Below are 22,649 nucleotides of genomic sequence, written 5' to 3'. Positions count from 1 at the left end.
AAATGCTGCGCAGCAGCATAAAAGTCTCAAAAGTATAGGTTGTATTTGCACTATTTGACATCAGGGTGACCTGCCGTCACGTTGACGCTCGAAACACAGGTTTCAGTTTGATGCAGGTCCATATGCTTTGGAGGAGGGATATGGACTAGCATTAATACCCCCGATCTGATCGCCCAAAAGGCTGAGCGGATCGGGGGTTTTATATTTCTGGCCCCCTAAAATCTCGACTTTCAGGACCTTTGCGCATATCGCTGCGCTCAAAGGGGCACATGAACGTGACTGGGATGTTCAGAGTTTTACTTCGGTTGGCAAAAGGCTGTGCGATCGTGGGCGGATTGGTTCTGTCAGCGCTCATCGTGATGGTTTGCTTATCGATTATGGGCAAAATTACCGCTGACCTCGCACATGCGATGGTTGAGTTAGCTCCAGCCTTGTCCGATTGGATATTGGCGCTGGGCATTGGGCCCGTGCGCGGTGATTTCGAACTGGTCGAGCTGGGCATGGCGGTTACGATTTCCCTATTCATGCCCCTATGTCAGATGACAGCAGGACATGCGCGCGTCGACCTTTTTACACAAAACATGCCAGCGCCTGTTTTGCGCATCCTCCAAGCATTTGTCGACGTGTTGGTCGCCGCTGTACTGGTCGTGATCGTTTGGAAATTGTTCGAGGGTCTAGAGGCAAAACACCGTGCCGGCACGCGGACGACATTGCTGCAGATTCCGCTTTGGTGGGCGTATTTGGTATGTCTCATTGGGCTGGGGCTCACGGCGCTATGCAGCCTCTACACGGCAACCGTTCGAATAGCAGAGGCACTGACAGGGCGGGCGATCCTGCCCGTTGGTGAAGGGGTGGTTCATTGAGTAACCTCGAAATCGGCCTCTGGTCGTTCCCCGCCCTTCTCGGCCTCATTTTTCTGCGCGTGCCGATCGGCATTTCGATGTTCTGCGCGGGATTTGGCGGGCTTTGGTTGATGATGGGGAACCCCAACCTCGCTTTGGCAAAGCTAAAGACTGAGACCTTCACCACATTTTCCGACTACTCCATGTCCATTGTGCCGATGTTCCTCCTGATGGGGCATTTCGCATCTATTGGCGGCATGTCGCGTGCGTTGTTCAAAGCCGCAGAAAGCTGGATTGGCCATCGCCGCGGCGGGGTGGCCATGGCAGCGGTCGGGGCTTGTGCTGGCTTTGGTGCGATCTGCGGGTCCTCGCTGGCCACGGCGGCCACGATGAGCAAGGTCGCTCTGCCTGAACTCAAACGCGCTGGCTACGCAGGTGGGTTTTCGACGGCAACGCTGGCCGCAGGTGGAACGTTGGGTATCCTTATTCCGCCGTCTTTGATCCTTGTCGTCTATGCGATCTTGACCGAGCAAAACATCGCGAAACTGTTCCTTGCGGCCTTCATTCCGGGCCTTTTGGCAGCAGCTGGCTACGCTACCACCATCTCACTCTATGTGCGGCGGTATCCTGATCAAGCGGGCACGCGTCCGCCCGTGTCCTATGCGGATCGGATGCGCGAGCTGGTCAAAGTCTGGCCTGTACTCGCCGTATTCGCGACGGTTGTTGGTGGCATCTACACTGGGCTCTTCACGCCAACCCAAGGGGCTGCCGTTGGCGCGGCTGGGACGGGGATCGTGGCAGCGCTAAACGGAACCCTAGGACGAAGTGCTATCGTCGAGGCGTTTCTGGCGACGGCAAAATCATCCGCGATGATCTATCTGATCGTGTTTGGTGCCAAATACTACAACGGCTTCCTTGCCCGATCAGGTGCACCGCAAGAGGTGTCGGAATGGCTCTTGTCCCAAGGCTACGCCCCCATCGTTATCCTGATCGCCATCCTTGTGTTCTATCTCATCATGGGCTGCGTGATGGACAGCCTGTCGATGATACTACTGACCGTCCCAATCTTTTTCCCTGCATTGAAAATGATGGAATGGGGCATGACGACCGAAGAACTGGCGATTTGGTTCGGGGTTCTCGTTTTGATCGTGGTTGAGGTCGGATTGATAACGCCGCCTGTGGGGATGAACCTGTTCATCATCAACTCGATGGATCGTGAAACCCCGATGCCAGAGACCTATCGCGCAGTCATTTGGTTCGTCGGTTCTGATCTGATCCGCGTGGCGATCTTGCTTTTGTTCCCAGCGATAACGCTCTTTCTGATATGAAAAAGGCCGCCCGATTAGGGCGGCCTTTGAATGCAATGATGCGCGAACTTATTCTGGAAGAATACGAACGCCGCCCTTTGCCGCCGATGATGCCAGCATTGCGTAGGCCTTAAGCGCGGTAGATACTTGACGCTTGCGTGGCTCTGCGGGTTTCCAAGGAAGCGGGCCTTTTGCTTCACGGCGGGCTGCCAGAGTCGCTTCATCAACGGCGAGGTTGATGGTGCGGTTCGGGATGTCGATTTCGATGGTATCGCCAGTTTCGACCAGACCGATCAGGCCGCCTTCTTCGGCTTCGGGGGAAACGTGGCCGATAGACAGGCCCGAAGTGCCGCCCGAGAAACGGCCGTCGGTGAGAAGCGCACAGGACTTACCCAAGCCTTTGGATTTCAGGTAGGACGTCGGGTAGAGCATTTCCTGCATGCCTGGACCGCCACGCGGACCCTCGTAGCGGATGACTACGACGTCGCCTTCGACCACTTTGCCAGTCAGGATGCCGTTCACAGCATCGTCTTGGCTCTCATAGACCTTGGCTTTGCCGGTGAACTTGAGGATCGAGTCGTCAACGCCTGCCGTTTTCACGATGCATCCGTCCAGCGCGATGTTGCCGTACAGAACGGCAAGGCCGCCATCTTTGGAGAACGCGTTTTCTACCGAGCGGATCACGCCGCCTTTGCGATCACGGTCGAGCTCTTTGTAGCGGTTCTGGGTCGAGAACGCTTCGGTCGTGCGAACACCACCCGGTGCAGCGCGGAAGAATTCGTCCACTTTCGCGTCGTTGGTGGTCATCACGTCCCACTTTGCAATGGCTTCGGCCATAGTGGGGGTGTGAACGGTGCTGACGTCGCCATGGAGAAGGCCGCCGCGATGCAGTTCACCAAGGATCGCCATGATGCCGCCAGCGCGGTGCACGTCTTCCATGTGAACATCTGCTTTTGCAGGGGCAACTTTGGACAGGCACGGAACCTTGCGCGACAGACGGTCCATGTCGGCCATGGTAAAGTTCACTTCGCCCTCATGCGCGATAGCGAGAAGGTGGAGAACGGTGTTGGTCGAACCACCCATCGCAATATCGAGCGACATTGCGTTCTCAAACGCTTCAAAGGTCGCGATGTCACGCGGCAGAAGCCCCGGTTTCTCTTCTTCGTAGTGGGCTTTGGTGATCTCAACGATCTTGCGACCCGCCTCGAGGAAGAGTTCCTTGCGATCCGCATGCGTTGCGAGAACCGAACCGTTACCCGGCAGAGCAAGGCCGAGCGCCTCAGCAAGGCAGTTCATCGAGTTCGCGGTGAACATACCAGAGCACGAGCCACAGGTCGGGCAGGCGGCTTTCTCAATCGCGTCAACTTCTTCGTCAGTATATTTGTCGTCGGCTGCCGCAACCATCGCGTCAACGAGGTCGAGCGCGTGTTCCAGATCGCCGATCTGAACCTTGCCAGCTTCCATCGGGCCGCCAGACACAAAGATCACGGGGATGTTCAGGCGCATTGCCGCCATCATCATACCTGGGGTGATCTTGTCACAGTTCGAGATACAGACCATCGCGTCAGCGCAGTGCGCGTTCACCATGTATTCGACCGAGTCAGCGATGATTTCGCGGCTAGGGAGCGAATAGAGCATCCCGTCATGGCCCATCGCGATGCCGTCATCGACAGCAATCGTGTTGAATTCTTTTGCAACGCCGCCCGCTTTTTCGATTTCGCGAGCGACCATCTGACCGAGGTCTTTGAGGTGAACGTGACCCGGAACGAACTGGGTGAACGAGTTCACGACTGCGATAATCGGCTTGCCAAAATCGCCATCGGTCATGCCTGTGGCACGCCAAAGACCACGGGCACCTGCCATGTTACGGCCATGGGTGGATTTACGAGAACGGTAATAGGGCATTGGGACATCCATCTGTTGCGCGTTGACTAGATATAACGTCACAAAGCCGATTAACAGGGTTTCGCGGCGATTTCCTGTTTGGCCCAGAACTTGCACTTTCATTGGCTGATTAGGTCAAAGGGAAACGCGTGCAACGTCGTGATGTCATAACAGGATTGATAGCAGGTTTAGCGATGCCATTCGTCGCGCGCCCTGCTGTGGCGACCACGGGGAGCATTTTGGCACGCGGCGCTGGGCCTTTGATTGACCTCGACACAGGCGCGAGCCTTTACGAGATGTACGATCCAGAGCCTGAACCGCTGCAGGAAGGGCCGATGGGCCAATCGCCTCAGGTCGACTTCGCCGCGGGAACGCCCGTTCTCAATATGTGGAATATCCACACGGACGAACGCATCGCTGTGCGCCCTGTGCAGGCCACGGGTGTTGATCATGCCGCGCTGGATCAAGTGAACCGTTTTATGCGGGACTGGCGTAGAAACGAAGTCAAACCGATTGATGCAAACGCTGTGGTCGGCCTACTTGAAATCCAAGAACAAGCCCGTCGCCAAGGGTTTTCGGGCGACGTGCGTTTTCTCTCTGGCTACCGCAGTCGTGCAACCAATGACGCTATCCGCGCGGCGGGGGCCAATGCTGCGCGCAATTCGCTTCATATTCAGGCGAAGGCCATTGATTTTAGCCTACCTGGAGTGTCGATCCGCGATACGATCCAACTCGCCAAAGGACTGCGCATGGGTGGGGTCGGGGGCTACGACACATTTGTGCATGTCGACACGGGTCGGGTGAGGTTTTGGGGCACAGCCGCCTAACGTGGTGCCACGCCCCGTTTGCAACCTCGCGCTTTCCTGTTAAAGCCGTTTTGCTCACGGCCAAGGAGACTATCATGACCGCCCGTATCGACGCCTGCTTTGCGAAAGCCCGTGCCGAAAATCGTCCTGTTCTGGTGACTTACACCATGGCGGGTGATCCGGATGCGGAAACCTCTCTCGCTATTCTGAAAAACGTTGCGGCGTCTGGCGCGGATATCGTCGAGTTTGGCTTGCCCTTCACAGATCCAGTTGCCGACGGTCCTGCCATTCAGGCGTCTGGCCTGCGCGCTCTTGATGCGGGTCAAACGACCGTTAAGACGCTCGATCTGGTGCGTGAATTCCGCAAGGATTTCCCAGATACTCCGGTCATCTTGATGGGCTACTACAACCCGATTTATTCCTACGGTCCCGAGAAATTCGTCCTCGATGCCAAAGACGCTGGTGTTGACGGCATGATCGTCGTGGATGTCCCCGCTGAGGAAGATGACGAACTGTGCATCCCCGCGATGAAACAGGGTCTGGCTTTCATTCGTCTCGTTCCGCCGACTGCGGACGATAAACGCCTTCCTGTCATTCTGAAGAACTCTTCGGGCTTTGTTTACCACGTGTCGATCAACGGCATCACGGGCGCCGCGACACCAGACTATTCCGTTGTATCGACCGCACTAGAGCGTATCCGCAAATACACCGACTTGCCGATTGTCGTGGGCTTTGGCGTTAAGACGGGTGAACACGCTGCAGCCCTTGGCGAACATGCCGATGGCGTTGTTGTTGGCACCGCTCTGGTCAACCAAATCGCGTCGACCTTTGGCGAAGGCGACACCGCTACGGCTGCGACCGCGACTGCCGTGAATGACATGGTCGCTGATCTTGCCGCTGGTGTGCGTCGCGCCAAAAGCAACTGATCTGCGCACAGCCGCACATAAATATCAGTAGCCCGTAGCAGTGCTGCGGGCTATTTCTTTGCCCGATTAAGGGGGATTTCCGAATGGCACCGATCGTACGGGTTAATGACCTGCGCAAAAACTACGCCTCAGGGTTTGAAGCGCTCAAGGGCGTGACGCTCGATATTGAAGAGGGCGAAATCCTTGCGCTCCTCGGGCCGAATGGAGCGGGTAAAACCACGCTGATCTCGACGATTTGCGGCATCACGATGCCATCGTCGGGGACAGTGACCGTTGGCGGCCATGACATCCTCAAGGACTATCGTGCTGCGCGGTCGATGATCGGATTGGTGCCCCAAGAGCTTAGCCTCGAAGCATTCGAGACCGTTTTCAACGCGGTTAGTTTTTCGCGCGGCCTCTTTGGAAAATCGCGTAACGACGCTTTGGTGACGGACATTCTGCGCCAGCTTGGATTGCTCGACAAAAAAGATACAAAGATTATGGCCCTTTCGGGGGGCATGAAACGCCGTGTTCTAATTGCCAAAGCGCTGGCCCACGAACCACGAGTGCTGTTCTTGGATGAACCGACCGCGGGGGTGGACGTTGAGTTGCGCAAAGACATGTGGGCGGTGGTTGATCGGCTTCGTCAGGATGGCGTGACGATCATTCTGACCACCCACTACATCGAAGAGGCCGAGGCTATGGCCGACCGCGTCGCCGTGATCGATAAGGGCCAGATTATGCTCGTTCAGGACAAGGATGCCTTGATGAGCCACATGGGACAGAAAGAACTGATCATTCAGCTGGACCAATCTTTGGTGGGCGACATTCCAGATGCACTCAGTGCCTATGGGCTTGAGGTAATCGAAGAGGGCGCGCGCCTTCGCTACGTCTACGACACAAAGGCCGACCGCACGGGCATCACGTCCCTTTTGAACGACCTTCAAAAAGCGGGGCTTCAAATGGTGGATATGGAAACACGGCAAAGCAGCCTCGAAGAGATTTTCGTCGGTCTGGTCAAAGGAGACGCAGCATGAACTATCAAGCAATGCGTGCGATCTACATTTTCGAAATGTCGCGCTTTTTCCGCACCTATCGGCAGAGCTTCCTCGCGCCTGTTATCTCGACCTCGCTCTATTTCATCGTGTTCGGCGCGGCGATTGGCAGCCGTATCGATCAGGTCGAGGGCGTCAGCTATGGCGCATTCATCGTGCCGGGTCTGATTATGTTGTCCGTCATGACCCAAGCGACCTCGAACGCATCTTTCGGGATATATTTCCCGAAATTCACGGGCTCGATCTACGAACTCCTCTCAGCGCCGATCAACTTTCTTGAGGCGACAGTGGGCTATGTCGGGGCGGCAGCGTCAAAGGCCCTCATTATCGGGGCAATCATCTTTGTGACTTCGTTTTTCTTTGTCGACGTTCAGGTGATGCATCCCTTGGCGATGGTCGCGTTTTTGATCCTAACCTGTCTGTCATTTTCCCTGTTGGGCTTCATCATCGGGATTTGGGCTGGGAATTTTGAGCAACTGCAGATCATCCCACTGCTGATTATCACGCCGTTGGTGTTCCTCGGGGGGAGCTTCTACTCGACCACCATGTTGCCTCCGTTTTGGCAGGCCGTGACCCTTTTGAACCCAGTTCACTATCTGATTTCTGGGTTCCGTTGGTCGTTCTTTGAACAGGCAGATGTTCCTGTTGGCGTGTCGCTCATGGCGATTGCGGCGTTTACCGCGCTGTGCCTCGCTGCGATTGCGTGGATTTTCCGCACGGGTTGGCGCATTCGGTCGTGACGGCGGCTTGTTACGGCTGGACCTCGTGCCTATCTGTCATCGTATGAAACGTTGGATCCCCTTTGTGAAATCAGGCCCCCGTGTCGCCGTCGTTCGGCTGCAGGGGCAAATCTCCAATTCGTCGCGCGGGCTCGATGATGTCAGCCTCGCGCCTGTGATCGAAAAGGCGTTTCGCGGTAAACCCGATGCGATTGCGCTGCAGATCAACTCACCCGGCGGATCACCTGTTCAGTCGTCGTTGATTGCGGGACGTATTCGCCGTTTGTCCGAAGAAAAGGGCATCCCAGTTTTCGCATTTGTCGAAGATGTCGCGGCATCTGGGGGCTACTGGCTGGCCTGCGCTGCGGACGAGATTTTCGTGGATCGCGGTTCGATCGTTGGGTCCATTGGCGTGATCTCTGCAGGCTTCGGCTTTAGCGATCTAATCGGTAAATATGGCGTAGAGCGACGGGTTCATACGGCTGGGAAGTCCAAATCTCAGCTCGACCCGTTCAAGCCCGAAAACCCAGAAGACATCGAACGTCTGCGCGGCTGGCTGGACGACTTGCATGTCTATTTCATCGACTATGTAAAATCCCGTCGCGCGGGAAAATTGGCTGAAGGCACGGATCACTTCACGGGCGAGATCTGGATCGGCCAGCGTGCCGTCGAAAACGGTCTAGCGGATGGCATTGGGCATTTGGTGTCAGTGATGAAAGACCGTTTCGGCGATAAGGTCACGTTCCGACGCTACGAACAGCGTCGTTCGCTGTTCCAACGGTTCGGTGCCCAAGCGGCACAGGATGTGATCGCGGGCGTCGAAGAACGCGCATCCTTTGCGCGGTTTGGTTTGTAAATGTTGGTGCGCGCCGTCTTTCTCTTTCTGATTTTCATGGTCGTTTTGGCCATGTTCGGAAAGTGGCGCTTCCCTGGGCAGGATCGCATTGCATCTGCCAAATGCCCGCGCTGCGGAAAGTTTCGCATCGGCAAATCCCGATGTGGCTGCAAAAAGGACTAAGGTTTTATGGATTGGGTGCTGACGTTTGCAGGTTTGATTATCCTGCTGCTGGCGGGCGATGCTTTGGTCAAAGGGGCGGTGAATCTGTCCCTGCGACTAGGGGTGCCTGCGCTGGTCGTCTCGCTGACGATTGTGGCCTTTGGCACTTCTGCCCCTGAATTGTTGATCTCGGTTCAGGCCATCTTGGATGGCGTTCCAGAGCTCGCTTTGGGGAATGTCGTAGGGTCGAATACGGCGAATATTTTGATCGTCTTGGGTATTCCAGCGATGATCGCGCTCATGCACACGAGCCACTACGATACCCGCGCCAGCTACCTGCAAATGCTCGCGGGTACTGCGTTGTTTATCGGCCTATGTTTTACGGGGCCGATCACTTGGGTCAAAGGTCTGATCCTCATCGCTGCTTTGGCGTTGATCTTGGGGCATACTCTTTTGGAGACGCTCAAGCACCGTGCTCAATCGTCTGAAGATGAGGCGGTCGAGGGCGCTGATCCAAGCATGACTTGGAAGAAGATCATTGCGTTTTTGACAGTCGGTCTGGTTGGTCTGCCCTTGGGCGCGAACCTTTTGGTCGAAGGCGCGACGAACATCGCCGTTCGTTATGGGGTCAGCGATGCAGTGATTGGTCTGACCCTTGTGGCTGTCGGCACGTCGCTGCCCGAACTTGCGACGACCGTCATGGCATCCTTGCGTCGTCAGGCGGATGTGGCGTTGGGCAACGTCATCGGGTCGAACATGTTTAACCTCTTGGCAATCGTCGGGCTGTCGAGCTTTTTTGGCGACATCCCAGTGCCCGCAGAATTCCTAACCCGTGACCTGTGGGCGATGGCTGCCGCATCGCTTTTGTTGATCCCATTCGTCTTTTTCAAACGTGATCTTGGCCGGATTGCAGGCATTGCCTTGACCGCGCTGTATCTGGCCTATCTCTTTGTCCTGTTGTGACAGGAGTTCGATGATGAAGCGCGCATTGGTAACCGGAGCAGGTGCTCGTTTGGGTCGTGATATGGCCCTTTATTTGGCAGAGCGCGGCTATGATGTTGCTGTGCACTACGCGAGCAGCAAAGAAGGTGCCGAGGAGACGGCATCGGCTATTCGGGCAATGGGTCGATCCGCGGTCACGCTCCAAGCTGATTTGCTGATCGAAGCCGAAGTACAAGATCTGTTGCCAAAAGCGGCTGAGGCACTGGGTGGCCCGATCACCTGTTTGGTGAACAATGCGTCAATCTTTGAATACGACAACATCCATATTGCGACGCGCACTAGTTGGGATCGGCATATGGAGTCGAACCTCCGCGCGCCCTATGTACTGACGCAAGCATTAGCCGCGCAGGCCCCTGAGCCGATCGTGGATGATATGGGGGAACCTGTCGCGCAAAGCTTGGTCGTCAATATGATCGACCAGCGCGTCCGGAAATTGACGCCTGAGTTTTCGACCTACACCATCGCCAAAATGGGGCTCTGGGCACTGACCCAAACGGCGGCCCAAGGTCTTGCCCCGAAAGTCCGGGTAAATGCGATCGGACCTGGCCCGACGTTGCAGGGCGGTCGGCAGACCCTCGATCACTTCCAGCGGCAACGCCGTTCCACGATTTTGGAGCGTGGATCGAACCCAAAAGACATATGTGCGGCGTTGGGTTTTCTGGTCGACTCGGTCGCTGTGACGGGCCAATTGATCTGCGTCGACGGCGGTCAGCACCTAGGTTGGAAAACGCAAGATATACTTGGGGTCGAGTAACAATCTCAAAGATTGCGCGACAAGTTGTGCACTTTGTCAAAATACCGACACGAAACTGTTACTTAATCCTGTGTTTTCAGGTGTTTGAACGGGCGGAAATTTTTTTATCGTTTAATTTCAGGTATTTATTATATTGATTAAAAAATAGGCAAACTAAAGAGTGAGCCGAAAAATAAGGATTTTTTCCATCTGTGCGGCATCACTCCACAGAGTTATCCACAGTTTCAGTGGATGCCTTTCCCCTTGCCGACGGGGATGTAAAATTGCAGCGAACCAAAGAATCACAGGCTTGTGAAGTGAACGACAACAGCGACGCCCCTCTGACCGGATACGACCGCATCGCGGCCTATTTGAAAACGCTCGATGGTTCACCAGGCGTGTATCGAATGTTGGATGAAGAAAGTCGCGTTTTGTATGTGGGAAAAGCGCGAAACCTGCGCAATCGGGTGTCGAACTATGCGCGTCCCGGAAATCACTCGGGCCGCATCGCGCGGATGATTTCGGAAACGGCGTCGATGATGTTCCTGACGACGCGGACGGAAACCGAGGCGCTTTTATTAGAGCAAAACCTTATTAAGCAACTCAAGCCGCGCTACAACGTTCTTCTGCGCGACGATAAATCGTTTCCAAACGTGCTGGTGACCGATCACGCGTTTCCGATGGTTAAGAAGCACCGTGGTGCGAAAAAAGAGAAGGGCCAGTATTTCGGCCCCTTTGCGAGCGCTGGCGCGGTAAATCGCACCTTAAGTCAGCTTCAAAGAGTCTTTTTGCTCCGCAATTGTACCGATAGCCAGTTTGAGGGACGCACCCGTCCGTGTCTGCAATATCAGATCAAACGCTGCACTGCTCCCTGTGTCGGCTATATCACCGAGGCCGAATATCGAAAGTCCGTCAAAGATGCGTCGGACTTTCTTTCGGGCAAAACCGCTCAGATCCAAGAGAACCTCGCCGCTGATATGATGGCTGCCTCTGAAGCGATGGAGTTCGAACGTGCCGCTTCCTTGCGTGATCGGATCAAGGCACTGACCCAAGTTCAAACGGCCCAAGGCATCAACCCTCGGACGGTGGCAGAGGCCGACATCATCGCGCTCCATACCGAAAATGGTCAGGCCTGTGTGCAGGTGTTCTTTATCCGCGCGAACCAAAACTGGGGCAATTTCGACTTTTACCCACGTATAAGCGGGGACGAAGATTTGGCGGAAGTGATGGAGGCTTTCGTCGGCCAGTTCTACTCAGACCGCGACCCGCCAAAGGCACTCATCCTGTCTCATGGCCTCGACAACGAAGACCTGATGGCTGAGGCATTGGCCGTGAAAGCAGGGCGCAAGGTCGAGATCACTGTCCCGCAGCGCGGCGAAAAGGCCGAGCTGGTCAGCAACGCGCTCCGTAATGCGAAAGAGAGCCTTGCGCGGAAAATGTCCGAAAGTGCTACGCAGATGAAACTACTTCGTGGCATCGCTGAGGCATTCGACCTTGACGCGCCGCCAGAGCGGATCGAGGTTTACGACAACTCCCACATTCAGGGCACCAATGCCGTCGGCGCGATGATAGTGGCTGGGCCTGACGGGTTCATGAAATCGCAATACCGTAAGTTCAATATTCGGGGCGATAGCATCACGCCGGGTGACGACTTTGGCATGATGAAAGAAGTGCTCACTCGTCGATTTGCGCGCCTTCAAAAAGAAGACCCTGATCGGACGTCGGGCAACTGGCCGGACCTTCTGCTGATTGATGGTGGTGCAGGGCAGGTGTCAGCGGTGCAGGAAATCATGGATCAAATGGGCGTCACCGATGTAGCCATGGTCGGTGTCGCAAAAGGCGTTGATCGTGATCACGGCAAAGAAGAGTTTTACCGCACAGGTCAGCGTCCCTTTGCTCTGCAGCGCAATGATCCCGTTCTCTATTTTATACAGCGCATGCGCGATGAGGCACACCGTTTCGCCATCGGCACCCACCGTGCCAAACGGTCCAAAGCGATTGGCGTGACAACATTGGATGATATTCCAGGAGTCGGGGCGACACGCAAACGCGCTTTGCTTGCGCACTTTGGCAGCGCCAAAGCCGTTCGTGGCGCGAATTTGTCGGATTTGCTGGCTGTTGACGGCATTTCGAGCGCGATGGCAGAGACGATTTACGCATACTTTCACGAAAATGGCTGAACAACCCTACGGTGGTTCAATGTGGGGGCTGTTCGCCGTCGCAGCCGCCCGTTAAGAAGAGGCATGGGACGAAAGGGGCGATTATGAAGTGGACCTTGCCGAATACCTTGACCGTGTTGCGCCTGTTGGCTGCGCCGGGTGTGGCATTGATGTTCCTATACTTCGCACGTCCATGGGCCGACTGGTTCGCGCTGGTTCTGTTCGTGCTGGCCGCTGTGACCGATTTTCTGGACGGCTATCTCGCCCGCGCCTGGAAACAAGAAAGCAAAATCGGCGCAATGCTGGACCCTATTGCGGATAAGGCGATGGTCGTGATTGCGCTCATGGTCATCACGGGGTTCTCTGGTATGAACCCGTGGTTCCTGTTGCCCGCGACAATCATCATGTTCCGCGAAGTGTTTGTGTCCGGTCTGCGCGAATACCTTGGGGATACAGCGGGCCTTTTGAAGGTCACCAAGCTGGCCAAATGGAAAACAACTGCGCAGATGGTGGCGATTTCGATCCTGTTTTCTACGGGAGCATTCGAACATCACGCGCTACGCGATGTGGCCTTTTTGGACTACGCGCGGCATAGTTGGTATCTGGGCGTCGCCATTTTGTGGGTCGCTTCTATCCTGACGTTTATCACCGGTTTGGACTATTTCCGAAAAGCTCTGCCGTATCTAAAGTAGTCGCATGATTGATGTCCTTTACTTTGCATGGGTCCGTGAACGGATCGGAGTGCCCCGCGAACAAGTCGCAACCGATGCGGCAACCGTTGCCGAGCTGATCGAAGAGCTGAAAACCCGTGAAGAGCGGTACGCGCTGGCGTTTTCAGACCTGCGCGCGCTGCGTGTGGCCGTTGATCAAGAACTGACAGATTTCGATGCTTCGCTGGCTGGCGCACGCGAAGTCGCGTTTTTCCCGCCGATGACAGGTGGCTAATGACCGTTCGCATCCAAACCGAAGGCTTTGACGCGGGCGCGGAACTGAACGCGTTTACCGACACCGTTGCAGGTGCAGGCGCAGTTGTGAGCTTCACTGGTGTTGTGCGCGATGTGGACGGTGACCTCGTCGCGATGGAGATCGAACACTATCCAGGCATGACAGAAAAGGCGATTGCCGCGATTGTGTCAGAGGCTCAGTCTCGCTGGGATTTGGCAGGGGCCTTGGTGATCCATCGTCATGGTCGTTTGACTGCTGGCGATCAGATTATGATGGTCGCAACGGCATCGCGTCATAGAGTCGATGCGTTCCAAGCCGCCGAATTTCTTATGGACTACCTGAAATCGCGGGCGCCTTTCTGGAAGAAAGAGATGACCCAATCTGGCGATGGCTGGGTTGAGGCGCGGGACGAAGACGAAGCCGCTCTCGATCGCTGGTAAGAAGTGTTTCAAATTCTATTCAATTCCGTTTCCTTTACCGCGCCTTAGGTATCGGTCGGCCAATCTCTATCCGTTGCAAAGGATGGACTATATGGCTGCCGCAGAACCACAGACCCCGCTCGATTATGCTGTGTATGCGCGGGACAGAGACGTGATGAATATGGTGCGCAAGTCTCTCGCTGCTGGACAGGCGCAACTGGCCTTTCAGCCTGTTATTGCGGCGGCGGATGGCACGACTGTCGCTTTTTACGAGGGGCTGATCCGTCTGCGCGACAGCACAGGCCGAATTATCCCTGCGGGTCAGTTCATGGGTGAGGTCGAAGAAACCGTCCTAGGCCGTGAAATTGACTGCGCGTCGTTGCGGCTGGGGCTCGAAGTGCTTCGAAATAATCCGACGATGCGTTTGGCGGTTAATATGTCGGCGCGGTCATTGGCGGATGGAAAATGGCGCAGAACCCTGACGGCGGGCTTGAACCGAGGGCGCGATATCGGGCCGCGGCTGATCCTTGAAATTAGTGAAACTTCTGCGATGCAGCTTCATGAGGTGTTGATCCGCTTTATGGAGGACATGCAGCCCTATGGCGTGAATTTCTCCCTCGATGATTTCGGCGCGGGATTGATCGCGTTTCAGCGGCTCAAAGATTTCTACTTCGATATGGTGAAAATTGATCGCTGTTTTATCCATAACATTCAGGACTCGCCGGACAATCAGGTCATGGCTGAAGCGTTGATCACTGTGGCCCAGCAGTTCGAGATGTTTGCAGTGGCCGAGGGTGTGGAAACGGCAGCAGAGGCAGAATTGCTCTGTGACATGGGAATCGATTGCTTGCAGGGCTATCATTTCGGTGCGCCGCGACTCTCAATCTAAAGTCTATCTATATTAGCTGCGGCGCAGCGAAATAATGTTGCGCCAAGTGGGCATAATTTGTACATAGATGCCGATGGTGATCAGCAAATTGCCGTTTTTCTGAGCCTTAGAGGAGAGGATTCTCATGACCAATATCGTAATCGCGTCTGCCGCACGAACTGCTGTTGGCAGCTTTGGCGGTTCCTTTGCCAATGTTCCTGCGCATGAACTGGGTGCTGCTGTGCTCGAAGCGGTTGTTGCGCGCGCTGGGATCGAAAAAGGCGAAGTGGATGAGACCATCCTTGGTCAGGTGCTTACCGCTGGTCAGGGCCAAAACCCTGCACGTCAGGCGCACATCGCGGCTGGCCTGCCGATTGAATCCGCTGCTTGGGGCCTTAACCAGGTTTGTGGTTCGGGTCTTCGCGCGGTTGCTCTTGCTGCACAGCACATCATGCTCGGCGATGCGTCGATCGTTGCTGCTGGCGGTCAAGAAAACATGTCCCTTTCGGCTCACTGCGCCCACATGCGCAACGGCACCAAAATGGGCGACATGAAACTGATCGACACCATGATCAAAGACGGCCTGTGGGATGCATTCAACGGCTACCACATGGGTCAGACCGCTGAAAACGTTGCAAACCAGTGGGGTATCACCCGCGAGATGCAGGACGAATTCGCGCTTGCGTCGCAGAACAAAGCGGAAGCTGCACAGAAAGCTGGCAAATTCGACGACGAAGTCATCGCGTTCACCGTCAAAGGCCGTAAGGGCGACACCATTGTCGACAAAGACGAATACATCCGCCACGGCGCGACCCTCGAAAGCATGCAGAAACTGCGCCCAGCTTTCACCAAAGACGGCTCTGTCACTGCAGGTAACGCATCTGGTCTGAACGACGGTGCGGCAGCCGTTCTGCTGATGACCGAAGAAGAAGCTGTTCGCCGTGGTCTGACACCGCTGGCACGCATTGCGTCCTACGCGACCGCTGGCCTCGACCCGTCGATCATGGGCTGTGGTCCGATCCCGTCGTCGAAGAAAGCACTGGCCAAAGCTGGCTGGTCGGTTGGCGATCTCGACCTCGTCGAGGCAAACGAAGCCTTTGCTGCACAGGCTTGCGCCGTGAACAAGGACATGGGCTGGGATCCAGCAATTGTGAACGTCAACGGTGGCGCAATCGCAATCGGTCACCCAATCGGTGCATCGGGCTGTCGTGTTCTGAACACCCTGTTGTTCGAACTTCAGCGCCGCGATGCGAAAAAGGGTCTCGCTACCCTTTGCATCGGCGGTGGCATGGGCGTCGCAATGTGTGTTGAACGCCTGTAACATTCGGCGTTTACTCTACGTCAAAGGGGTTCAGCGCGCTGGACCCCTTTTTTGTTCGATGCGGCATTGCAGCGCAATAATATTGCGTATATATGTCGTTTCAAATAATAACGTTACTAACTGAATTTCTTAGGAGGAGAATCAAATGTCCCGTGTAGCTCTTGTAACTGGTGGTTCCCGCGGCATCGGTGCAGCGATTTCTAAAACCCTTAAAGACGCTGGTTATACCGTAGCTGCGACCTATGCTGGGAATGACGAAAAAGCCGCTGCGTTCACTGCTGAAACAGGCATTAAGACTTACAAATGGAACGTTGGCAGCTACGACGAAAGCGCGGCGGGTCTTGCGCAGGTCGAAGCAGACCTCGGCCCGATCGATATCGTTGTGGCAAACGCAGGCATCACTCGCGATGCGCCGTTCCACAAAATGACCCGCGAACAATGGCAGGAAGTGATCGACACCAACCTCACGGGCGTTTTCAACACCGTTCACCCAATTTGGCCGGGTATGCGTGAGCGCAAGTTTGGCCGCATTGTGGTTATCTCCTCGATCAACGGTCAAAAAGGTCAGTTCGGTCAGGTGAACTATGCCGCGACCAAAGCGGGTGACCTCGGCATCGTGAAATCGCTGGCCCAAGAAGGCGCACGTTTCGGCATCACCGCAAACGCAATCTGCCCAGGCTACATCGCGACAGAAATGGTTATGGCTGTTCCGGAAAAAGTGCGTGAAGCCATCATTGGCCAGATCCCGACAGGTCGTCTGGGCGAGCCAGAAGAAATCGCGCGTTGCGTGAAATTCCTCGTCGAAGACGACGCGGGCTTTGTAAACGGCTCGACCATTTCCGCGAACGGCGGACAGTTCTTCGTCTAATCACTTGCGCGACTGATTTTATTAGTCAAATTGGGCCGGTCACAATGATTGGCCCTTTTCATGTCTAAAAACTCCTACACAGCAGTCGGATTTATCGCGGTCCTTTTGTGGGCGCTTCTCGCGCTATTCACCGTCGGATCGGCCCCCGTGCCGCCGTTTCTGATGAACGCGCTCTGCTTTGCGATCGGCGGGGGGATTGGTGTCATCTGGTTGCTTGCAACGGGCGGCTTGTCGCAACTTCGCCGCGTTCCAATGCGGGTCTATCTCATCGGAACGGCAGGTCTGTTCGGCTATCATTTTTTGTATTTTTCGGCCCTAAGAATGGCCCCCGCCGCTGAGGCGGGCCTGATAGCATACCTTTGGCCACTCTTGATCGTCTTGTTCTCTGGTCTTTTGCCGGGGGAGCACTTGAAACGCGGTCACATTATCGGAGGTGTGATCGGATTCGCGGGCGCAGTTTTGATCGTCGCGCAAGGTGTGACTGGGTTTAATGCTGACGCATTGCCCGGATATGGATTGGCGTTCCTCTGTGCGCTCACATGGTCAGGGTATTCGGTCGTATCTCGCAGTTTCGGGGCGGTTCCGACAGCATCGGTTGTTGTGTTCTGCCTCGCCACAGCAATCCTGTCAGGGGTCGCGCACGTCGCATTGGAAGACACGATCTGGCCGACCACCACGCTCGGATGGCTGTCAGTCATTGGGCTCGGCGTTGGCCCCGTCGGGATCGCGTTTTTTGTTTGGGATGTGGGTGTGAAAAAAGGCGACATCCAATTGCTTGGTGTCGCCTCCTATGCTGCGCCTGTTCTCTCCACATTGGCGCTTGTTGTAGCGGGGATGGCAGCCCCGACTTGGACTGTGTTACTTGCCGCTGCCCTAATTACCGGAGGCGCGGCACTGGCCGCACAAGCGAGCCGTAGGCCTTAGTGGGTTGTGAGGCGCGTAATTTCCTCTTTGACCATCAACTTCTGTTTCTTGAGACGGCTAATCTCTGATGCGTCAATTGCCGGACTGCGCTGTGCACTTTCTACGGCCGCAGAGAGGTTCTGGTGTTTCTTCCTCAGTTCCTCGATGTGCGAACTTAGGCTCATAGTCGTCTCCTCTGTTGTGATGGTTACGACTCGATTGCAGCACAGTTTTACAAAACTGTCACGCGGCGCTGCGGCATTTTTCGAGATCGGTCGTTTTCCGCCGATCCTGCGCAATTAAATTAACAAATTATGCTCAATTCAGCGCCATCTCGTAAAATAGCGGTGGCTTTGGACGTATAGCTTTCGCCGTCAGGTGTATGGCTCTCTCCGACATGCATGACAAAGGGCGGAGCGAGCTGGAAGGCCGCCCGCCCATTCTTGCGCGCTTGGATGATAAAGAGGCCTGCGCTACGGCCATTACGGGCCGCGATAGGCTGCACGATGATCGAGCCCAGACAGGTCTGAACAGCGTTCAGCACTTCGGGTAAACGGTCGATTCGTTGGATAAGTGTGAAATAGCCCTTCGGCGCGAGGCGCTTTGCGCCGATCGTCACCCAATCCGCCAAAGGGGTATCCCCGCCGAGTGCGGTATCCCGACCAAGGTCAGTCGCGGCAGTAGATGCCGTGCGATCATAGTAGGGTGGGTTCATGATGACGTGATCGAATTGCTGATTTCTGAGGTCCGCAGGTAGGGCCCGAAGGTCGGCGGTGATCACATCTAATGGCGCTTTGTTCTCGGCGGCATTTTTGCGCGCCAGTTCCGCATACTCTGGCTGTAATTCGACGCCAGTGATCGACAGTTCTGCAACCCGCGCTGAAAGACACAGGCTCGCCGTGCCTACGCCGCAGCCAAGTTCTAATACGGTTTGGCCTGATTTTGCTGGAACAGCAGCGGCGAGCAGAACGGGATCAACGCCAGCGCGGTAGCCATTGATCGGCTGCCAGACCCTAATCTTACCATTCAGAAAGTTATCGCAGCTAAGGTCAGTCACAGGCCCAAATCGATTTCATTGTCGCGTAAAACGGCAGTTGCGATGAAATGATCGGCATCGCGCACCATAATGCGGCGCGGCAAAATGCCGAGGCTTCCGTCGAGGACGCTCATATTTACGTCAAACTCGAAGCAGTCTATACCCTCACCGTCTAAGAGCACCTTTGCAAAGGCGATCACAGTGGGGTCGGTTGTGCGTAAAAGCTCTTTCATACCCAAAGACGTAAGGCGGGAAACCGACTTTGCCAATAGCGCCGTGGAGCCTGTGATGAGCCTCGATGTAACTGCCACCAAACCGCATGAACGTCTGGCAGAGGCGCTGGCGCCTGAAATGGAAGCCGTGAACCTGATGATCCGTGATCGGATGTCGTCGGAACACGCGCCCCGTATTCCTGAAGTGACTGCCCACTTGATCGAAGCTGGCGGAAAACGTTTGCGCCCGATGCTGACGCTCGCGGCGGCGAAACTCTGCGGTTACGAGGGTCCGTATCACATTCATTTGGCGACAACGGTCGAGTTCATTCATACAGCGACCTTGCTGCACGATGACGTTGTCGACGAAAGTGATCAGCGTCGTGGGCGTCCGACGGCGAACCTTTTGTGGGATAACCAGTCGTCCGTTCTGGTCGGAGATTATCTGTTCTCGCGCTCGTTCCAGATCATGGTCGAAACGGGATCGATCCGCGTTTTGGGCATACTTGCTGATGCGTCTGCGACAATTGCTGAGGGCGAGGTGCTTCAGCTCACCGCAGCACGTGATCTGTCCACGACCGAAGATACTTATCTGAAAGTGATCCGTGGTAAAACGGCAGCGCTGTTCTCTGCGGCCACTCAGGTCGGCGCGGTGATTGCTGGCGCAGATGAGAGCGTCGAGAAAGCGCTATACGATTATGGCGACGCCTTGGGCATTGCGTTCCAAATGGTTGACGATTTGCTCGACTACGGTGGAACCGAGGCGATCGGTAAGAACATCGGCGATGACTTCCGCGAACGGAAGTTGTCACTGCCGTTGATCAAAGCGGTCGCGAAATCGGATGCGGACGAGATGGCGTTTTGGACGCGCACCATCGCGAAGGGCAAGCAAGTCGAAGGCGACCTAGAGGCGGCACTCGACATCATGCGCAAGCATGGTGCGCTCGATGACACTCGCGATGAGGCGTTGCAGTGGGCTGCGAAAGCTAAAGCATGTCTTGCGGAAGTCCCCGCACACGACATCCGCGATATGCTGTCGGATATCGCTGACTACGTGGTTGCACGGATCAGCTAAGTAGCGGGGTGGGGACAACCCACCAACTTTGCTCTCGAATTTGGATCATGCGGGCAACCTGACGGGCGGCCCCCATATCCTTGACCACCGCCACGCAAGTCGCACCTGACCCTGACATCCCTGCCCAAAGAACGGCGCGTTGCTGGCGCATTATGGCGAGCGCTTTGTCAATTTCTGGGGCAACTGCAGCGGCAGGTTTATGAAGGTCGTTCCGCTGCTCATGCAGCCAGTCCGTAAACCCATTGAGCGTCACGCCAACTGGCAGTTCACCCATAGCCGGGTTTGTTTTCTGCGTTAGCCCCCGAAAGGCTTCGGGCGTTGGCACTTCGACATTTGGATTGACGAGGACGAGTGCCGCGCGGGGCAGGGCGGTAAAATCGCTCAGCTCCTCACCGATCCCAGCCATGCGGCAGGGTGTCGGGGCACGTAGGCAAACAGGAACATCGGCACCAAGGGCAAGGACCGCAGGGTCGTCATGCGCCAATGGTTCAACATCCCACAGCTCGGCCAAAAGTTTTAGCGTTGCGGCCGCATCAGACGACCCGCCACCAATACCCGCAGCATGGGGGAGGTTCTTTTCAAGATGGAGGTGCGCACCCATCGTCACGCCGCGCTCACGGCGGAGGGCCTCGGCGGCTTTCAGAACGAGGTTGCTTCCGTCGACGGGCACACCTTCGGCAAAATGTCCCGTTACCGTTAGTCGCATATCGACAGCACGAGTGGCCGAGATGACGTCGCCGACCTCGGCAAAAACGACCAAGCTATCGAGCAAATGATACCCATCGTCCCGCTGGCCAGTGACATGCAGGGTCAGGTTTATCTTTGCAGGTGCTGTTGTCTTAATTGTCGCCACGGGCCACCGATAATGGGTCTTTGCCTTCTTCAATCATCACCGCATCCAAACCAATCGCAAGTTTTCGGCGGATACGGGTAGCTTCGCCTTCTTCGGGATCAAATGACAGCGCACGCTGCCACTGGAATTGTGCTTCGAGTTTGCGACCCACGACCCAAAGAGCATCGCCCAAGTGATCATTCACCACAGGATCGGTTGCTTCCAGTTCGCTCCCTCGTTCGAGGACGGGCACCGCTTCTTCGTACCGTCCAAGTTTGAACAAGGCCCAGCCAAGGCTGTCAATGATCGCGCCATTGTTGGGTTGGGCTGCAACGGCTTGTTCGATGAGCGACAAGGCTTCGTCGAGCTTCTCGCCGCGATCGACGAGCGAATAGCCGAGGTAATTCAGCACTGACGGATGACCAGGGCGCAAATCGAGCGCGGCGCGAAAATCGCTTTCGGCATCATCCCAGCGGTCCAGCCGTTCGCGTGAAATCCCGCGTGCGAAATAGATGAACCACGCGCTAGAGGCATCTTCGCCGTAGAGGTCGAGTGCGGTCGTGTAGACGCTGTCGGCCTGTTTGTAGTCCTCAACCCGACGCAAAGAGTCGCCCAAAGTCGCAGCGACGTAGCCGGACTCTGGATAGGTGCGAGCCAATTGCTGCAACACCTCAATGGCGGCATCATTGCGTCCATCCGCTTCGAGGACAGCCGCGCGGCCGATCTCTGCATCGAGGAATGCGGGGTCTTCGGGTGAGATCATCGCGAAGGTCGCACTGGACAGGTCATAGCGGCCCAAGGCGTCGTAGAGTTCCGCCGTGGTCAGGATCGCGTCTGAACGTGTCGGGGCCAGTTCATGTGCGGCCCACGAATAAGCGAGGGTGTAGGCCTCGGGCGCTTCGTCTTGGATGGCGACGGCGACTGTCAGGAACACTTCGGCAAGGCCTTCTTTGGGGTTAGTGATCCCGTCGAAAGGCACGGTTTCGCCTGCAGTTAGGCGTGCCAGAAGGTCTTGTATCGCGGTGTCGCTGCCCGATGGGTCGGCTCGAGATAACAGCGCAATCGCATCGTCGGTGCGGCCTAGCTGTCCCAAAACCTGCGCTTGCGCGATCAACGCGCGGGTGTTTCGCAACATGCTGGTGTTTGCGGGATCGCCGAACAGGTTTTCGGCCCCTTCGAAATCACCGACATAGGCCAGCGCGAGCGCTTTTTGGTAGGATCCAAATGCGGTTAACCCTTCGGTTGCGATGATCGCATCGAACCCTTCAATCGCGTCGCGCACGTTTCCTTGGGCCAATGCACCCCAAGCCTGAACGGCTCCGTCGATCATATCGCTGACGGCTAGTCCAGTCTCGAGGTCCGACTGCACCTTTTTCCAACGATCCGCTTTGATATGATCAAGCATCACGACCATATTCGCGATTTGGCTCAGGTTTCCTTGGCTTGTTAGGAGCTGCGCAAACGGTAACGCTGCTTCGAAATCACCGAGTGCCACGAGCGACGACATGGCGCTATCTGCCATGCCGATATTCTCGGGGTCGATTGCCAATACGCGTTGATAATATTCCGCCGCCTGTTCGAAATCGCCAGCCGCAAAGGCCCGCTGTGCTGCGAGGTAAGGGCCTGACAAGCTATCTGCCTGAGACGGCAAAGGTGCCAAACCGATATTCGCCACAGTGAGCAGCATCAGACCGAACGTGCGAATTTTCACGAAGCAGCGCCCCTTATCCAGAAGTTTCAAAGACATGGTAAAGAAATGGC

The 22,649-nt window shown here is 55.8% G+C and carries 24 protein-coding genes; 18 read left to right on the top strand and 6 right to left on the bottom strand.

The window, feature by feature from the left end; translation table 11 throughout:
* The first annotated feature begins 377 nt into the window (after positions 1–377).
* Complete coding sequence (locus AC1QQ2_RS06975; protein ID WP_479712590.1) at positions 378–863, top strand: TRAP transporter small permease; 486 nt, start codon at positions 378–380, stop codon at positions 861–863.
* Positions 860–2,170 (top strand): TRAP transporter large permease, encoded by a 1,311-nt coding sequence (locus AC1QQ2_RS06970; RefSeq protein WP_105235878.1) that lies wholly within the window; start codon positions 860–862, stop codon positions 2,168–2,170. Before AC1QQ2_RS06975 ends, AC1QQ2_RS06970 begins: the two co-directional genes overlap by 4 nt.
* Before the next feature lie 48 nt (positions 2,171–2,218).
* On the opposite strand, the gene ilvD is transcribed toward AC1QQ2_RS06970, so the two are convergent.
* Positions 2,219–4,054 (bottom strand): dihydroxy-acid dehydratase, encoded by a 1,836-nt coding sequence (ilvD, locus tag AC1QQ2_RS06965; protein WP_479712589.1) that lies wholly within the window; start codon positions 4,052–4,054, stop codon positions 2,219–2,221.
* 173 nt (positions 4,055–4,227) lie between these two features.
* Between ilvD and AC1QQ2_RS06960 the strand changes: the two genes are divergently transcribed.
* The 15 genes from AC1QQ2_RS06960 to yddG all read left to right on the top strand — a co-directional run bounded on the left by AC1QQ2_RS06960 (position 4,228) and on the right by yddG (position 17,754).
* Complete coding sequence (locus tag AC1QQ2_RS06960; protein WP_479712588.1) at positions 4,228–4,860, top strand: YcbK family protein; 633 nt, start codon at positions 4,228–4,230, stop codon at positions 4,858–4,860.
* 74 nt (positions 4,861–4,934) lie between these two features.
* Positions 4,935–5,765, top strand: a complete 831-nt coding sequence (gene trpA / locus AC1QQ2_RS06955) for a tryptophan synthase subunit alpha (protein ID WP_105235876.1) — start codon at positions 4,935–4,937, stop codon at positions 5,763–5,765.
* A gap of 83 nt (positions 5,766–5,848) precedes the next feature.
* Positions 5,849–6,781, top strand: coding sequence for an ABC transporter ATP-binding protein (locus AC1QQ2_RS06950; RefSeq protein ID WP_479712587.1), 933 nt, complete (start codon positions 5,849–5,851; stop codon positions 6,779–6,781).
* A complete protein-coding gene (locus AC1QQ2_RS06945; RefSeq protein WP_105235874.1) occupies positions 6,778–7,539 on the top strand; it encodes an ABC transporter permease in 762 nt (253 codons plus the stop codon). The genes AC1QQ2_RS06950 and AC1QQ2_RS06945 overlap by 4 nt, the downstream gene beginning before the upstream one ends.
* A gap of 43 nt (positions 7,540–7,582) precedes the next feature.
* Positions 7,583–8,374: a S49 family peptidase gene (locus AC1QQ2_RS06940; protein ID WP_479712586.1), complete on the top strand. Its 792-nt coding sequence runs from the start codon at positions 7,583–7,585 to the stop codon at positions 8,372–8,374.
* Positions 8,375–8,542: 168 nt separating this feature from the next.
* The gene (locus AC1QQ2_RS06935; RefSeq protein WP_479712585.1) at positions 8,543–9,478 is read left to right on the top strand and encodes a calcium/sodium antiporter; all 936 of its coding nucleotides are present in this window, start codon (positions 8,543–8,545) and stop codon (positions 9,476–9,478) included.
* Between the two features lie 13 nt (positions 9,479–9,491).
* Positions 9,492–10,271, top strand: coding sequence for an SDR family oxidoreductase (locus tag AC1QQ2_RS06930; RefSeq protein WP_479712584.1), 780 nt, complete (start codon positions 9,492–9,494; stop codon positions 10,269–10,271).
* Positions 10,272–10,567: 296 nt separating this feature from the next.
* Positions 10,568–12,430 (top strand): excinuclease ABC subunit UvrC, encoded by a 1,863-nt coding sequence (gene uvrC / locus AC1QQ2_RS06925; protein ID WP_479712583.1) that lies wholly within the window; start codon positions 10,568–10,570, stop codon positions 12,428–12,430.
* 83 nt (positions 12,431–12,513) lie between these two features.
* On the top strand, positions 12,514–13,101 hold the full coding sequence (gene pgsA / locus AC1QQ2_RS06920; RefSeq protein WP_067550312.1) for a CDP-diacylglycerol--glycerol-3-phosphate 3-phosphatidyltransferase: 588 nt from the start codon (positions 12,514–12,516) through the stop codon (positions 13,099–13,101).
* A 4-nt stretch (positions 13,102–13,105) separates the two neighbouring features.
* Positions 13,106–13,354 carry a molybdopterin converting factor subunit 1 gene (moaD, locus tag AC1QQ2_RS06915; protein ID WP_105235870.1) on the top strand — a complete coding sequence of 83 codons (249 nt, stop codon included), beginning with the start codon at positions 13,106–13,108 and terminating at the stop codon, positions 13,352–13,354.
* Complete coding sequence (locus AC1QQ2_RS06910; RefSeq protein WP_105235869.1) at positions 13,354–13,794, top strand: molybdenum cofactor biosynthesis protein MoaE; 441 nt, start codon at positions 13,354–13,356, stop codon at positions 13,792–13,794. Before moaD ends, AC1QQ2_RS06910 begins: the two co-directional genes overlap by 1 nt.
* Before the next feature lie 91 nt (positions 13,795–13,885).
* Positions 13,886–14,662, top strand: coding sequence for an EAL domain-containing protein (locus tag AC1QQ2_RS06905; RefSeq protein ID WP_245918074.1), 777 nt, complete (start codon positions 13,886–13,888; stop codon positions 14,660–14,662).
* A 124-nt stretch (positions 14,663–14,786) separates the two neighbouring features.
* Complete coding sequence (locus tag AC1QQ2_RS06900; RefSeq protein WP_105235867.1) at positions 14,787–15,962, top strand: acetyl-CoA C-acetyltransferase; 1,176 nt, start codon at positions 14,787–14,789, stop codon at positions 15,960–15,962.
* Between the two features lie 145 nt (positions 15,963–16,107).
* Positions 16,108–16,830, top strand: a complete 723-nt coding sequence (gene phbB, locus AC1QQ2_RS06895; protein WP_067550302.1) for an acetoacetyl-CoA reductase — start codon at positions 16,108–16,110, stop codon at positions 16,828–16,830.
* A gap of 60 nt (positions 16,831–16,890) precedes the next feature.
* Complete coding sequence (gene yddG, locus AC1QQ2_RS06890; RefSeq protein WP_479712582.1) at positions 16,891–17,754, top strand: aromatic amino acid exporter YddG; 864 nt, start codon at positions 16,891–16,893, stop codon at positions 17,752–17,754.
* Here the strand turns inward: yddG and AC1QQ2_RS06885 are convergent.
* The 3 genes from AC1QQ2_RS06885 to AC1QQ2_RS06875 all read right to left on the bottom strand — a co-directional run bounded on the left by AC1QQ2_RS06885 (position 17,751) and on the right by AC1QQ2_RS06875 (position 19,002).
* A complete protein-coding gene (locus AC1QQ2_RS06885) occupies positions 17,751–17,918 on the bottom strand; it encodes a YdcH family protein (protein ID WP_067550298.1) in 168 nt (55 codons plus the stop codon). The genes yddG and AC1QQ2_RS06885 overlap by 4 nt on opposite strands.
* A gap of 119 nt (positions 17,919–18,037) precedes the next feature.
* On the bottom strand, positions 18,038–18,790 hold the full coding sequence (locus AC1QQ2_RS06880; RefSeq protein ID WP_479712581.1) for a tRNA1(Val) (adenine(37)-N6)-methyltransferase: 753 nt from the start codon (positions 18,788–18,790) through the stop codon (positions 18,038–18,040).
* Positions 18,787–19,002 (bottom strand): putative signal transducing protein, encoded by a 216-nt coding sequence (locus tag AC1QQ2_RS06875; RefSeq protein ID WP_105235864.1) that lies wholly within the window; start codon positions 19,000–19,002, stop codon positions 18,787–18,789. Before AC1QQ2_RS06875 ends, AC1QQ2_RS06880 begins: the two co-directional genes overlap by 4 nt.
* A 55-nt stretch (positions 19,003–19,057) precedes the next feature.
* On the opposite strand from AC1QQ2_RS06875, the gene AC1QQ2_RS06870 reads away from it, so the two are divergent.
* Positions 19,058–20,056 (top strand): polyprenyl synthetase family protein, encoded by a 999-nt coding sequence (locus tag AC1QQ2_RS06870; RefSeq protein ID WP_479712580.1) that lies wholly within the window; start codon positions 19,058–19,060, stop codon positions 20,054–20,056.
* On the opposite strand, the gene AC1QQ2_RS06865 is transcribed toward AC1QQ2_RS06870, so the two are convergent.
* Both AC1QQ2_RS06865 and AC1QQ2_RS06860 read right to left on the bottom strand, forming a co-directional pair.
* Positions 20,049–20,909, bottom strand: a complete 861-nt coding sequence (locus AC1QQ2_RS06865) for a 4-(cytidine 5'-diphospho)-2-C-methyl-D-erythritol kinase (RefSeq protein WP_479712579.1) — start codon at positions 20,907–20,909, stop codon at positions 20,049–20,051. The genes AC1QQ2_RS06870 and AC1QQ2_RS06865 overlap by 8 nt on opposite strands.
* Positions 20,896–22,635: a tetratricopeptide repeat protein gene (locus AC1QQ2_RS06860; RefSeq protein WP_479712578.1), complete on the bottom strand. Its 1,740-nt coding sequence runs from the start codon at positions 22,633–22,635 to the stop codon at positions 20,896–20,898. Before AC1QQ2_RS06860 ends, AC1QQ2_RS06865 begins: the two co-directional genes overlap by 14 nt.
* Positions 22,636–22,649 lie beyond the last annotated feature (14 nt).

This window comes from Aestuarium sp. (assembly GCF_023253315.1).
GTDB classification, from domain to species: Bacteria; Pseudomonadota; Alphaproteobacteria; order Rhodobacterales; family Rhodobacteraceae; genus Marivivens; species Marivivens donghaensis.
This window is presented reverse-complemented; position numbering and strand designations above follow the sequence as displayed.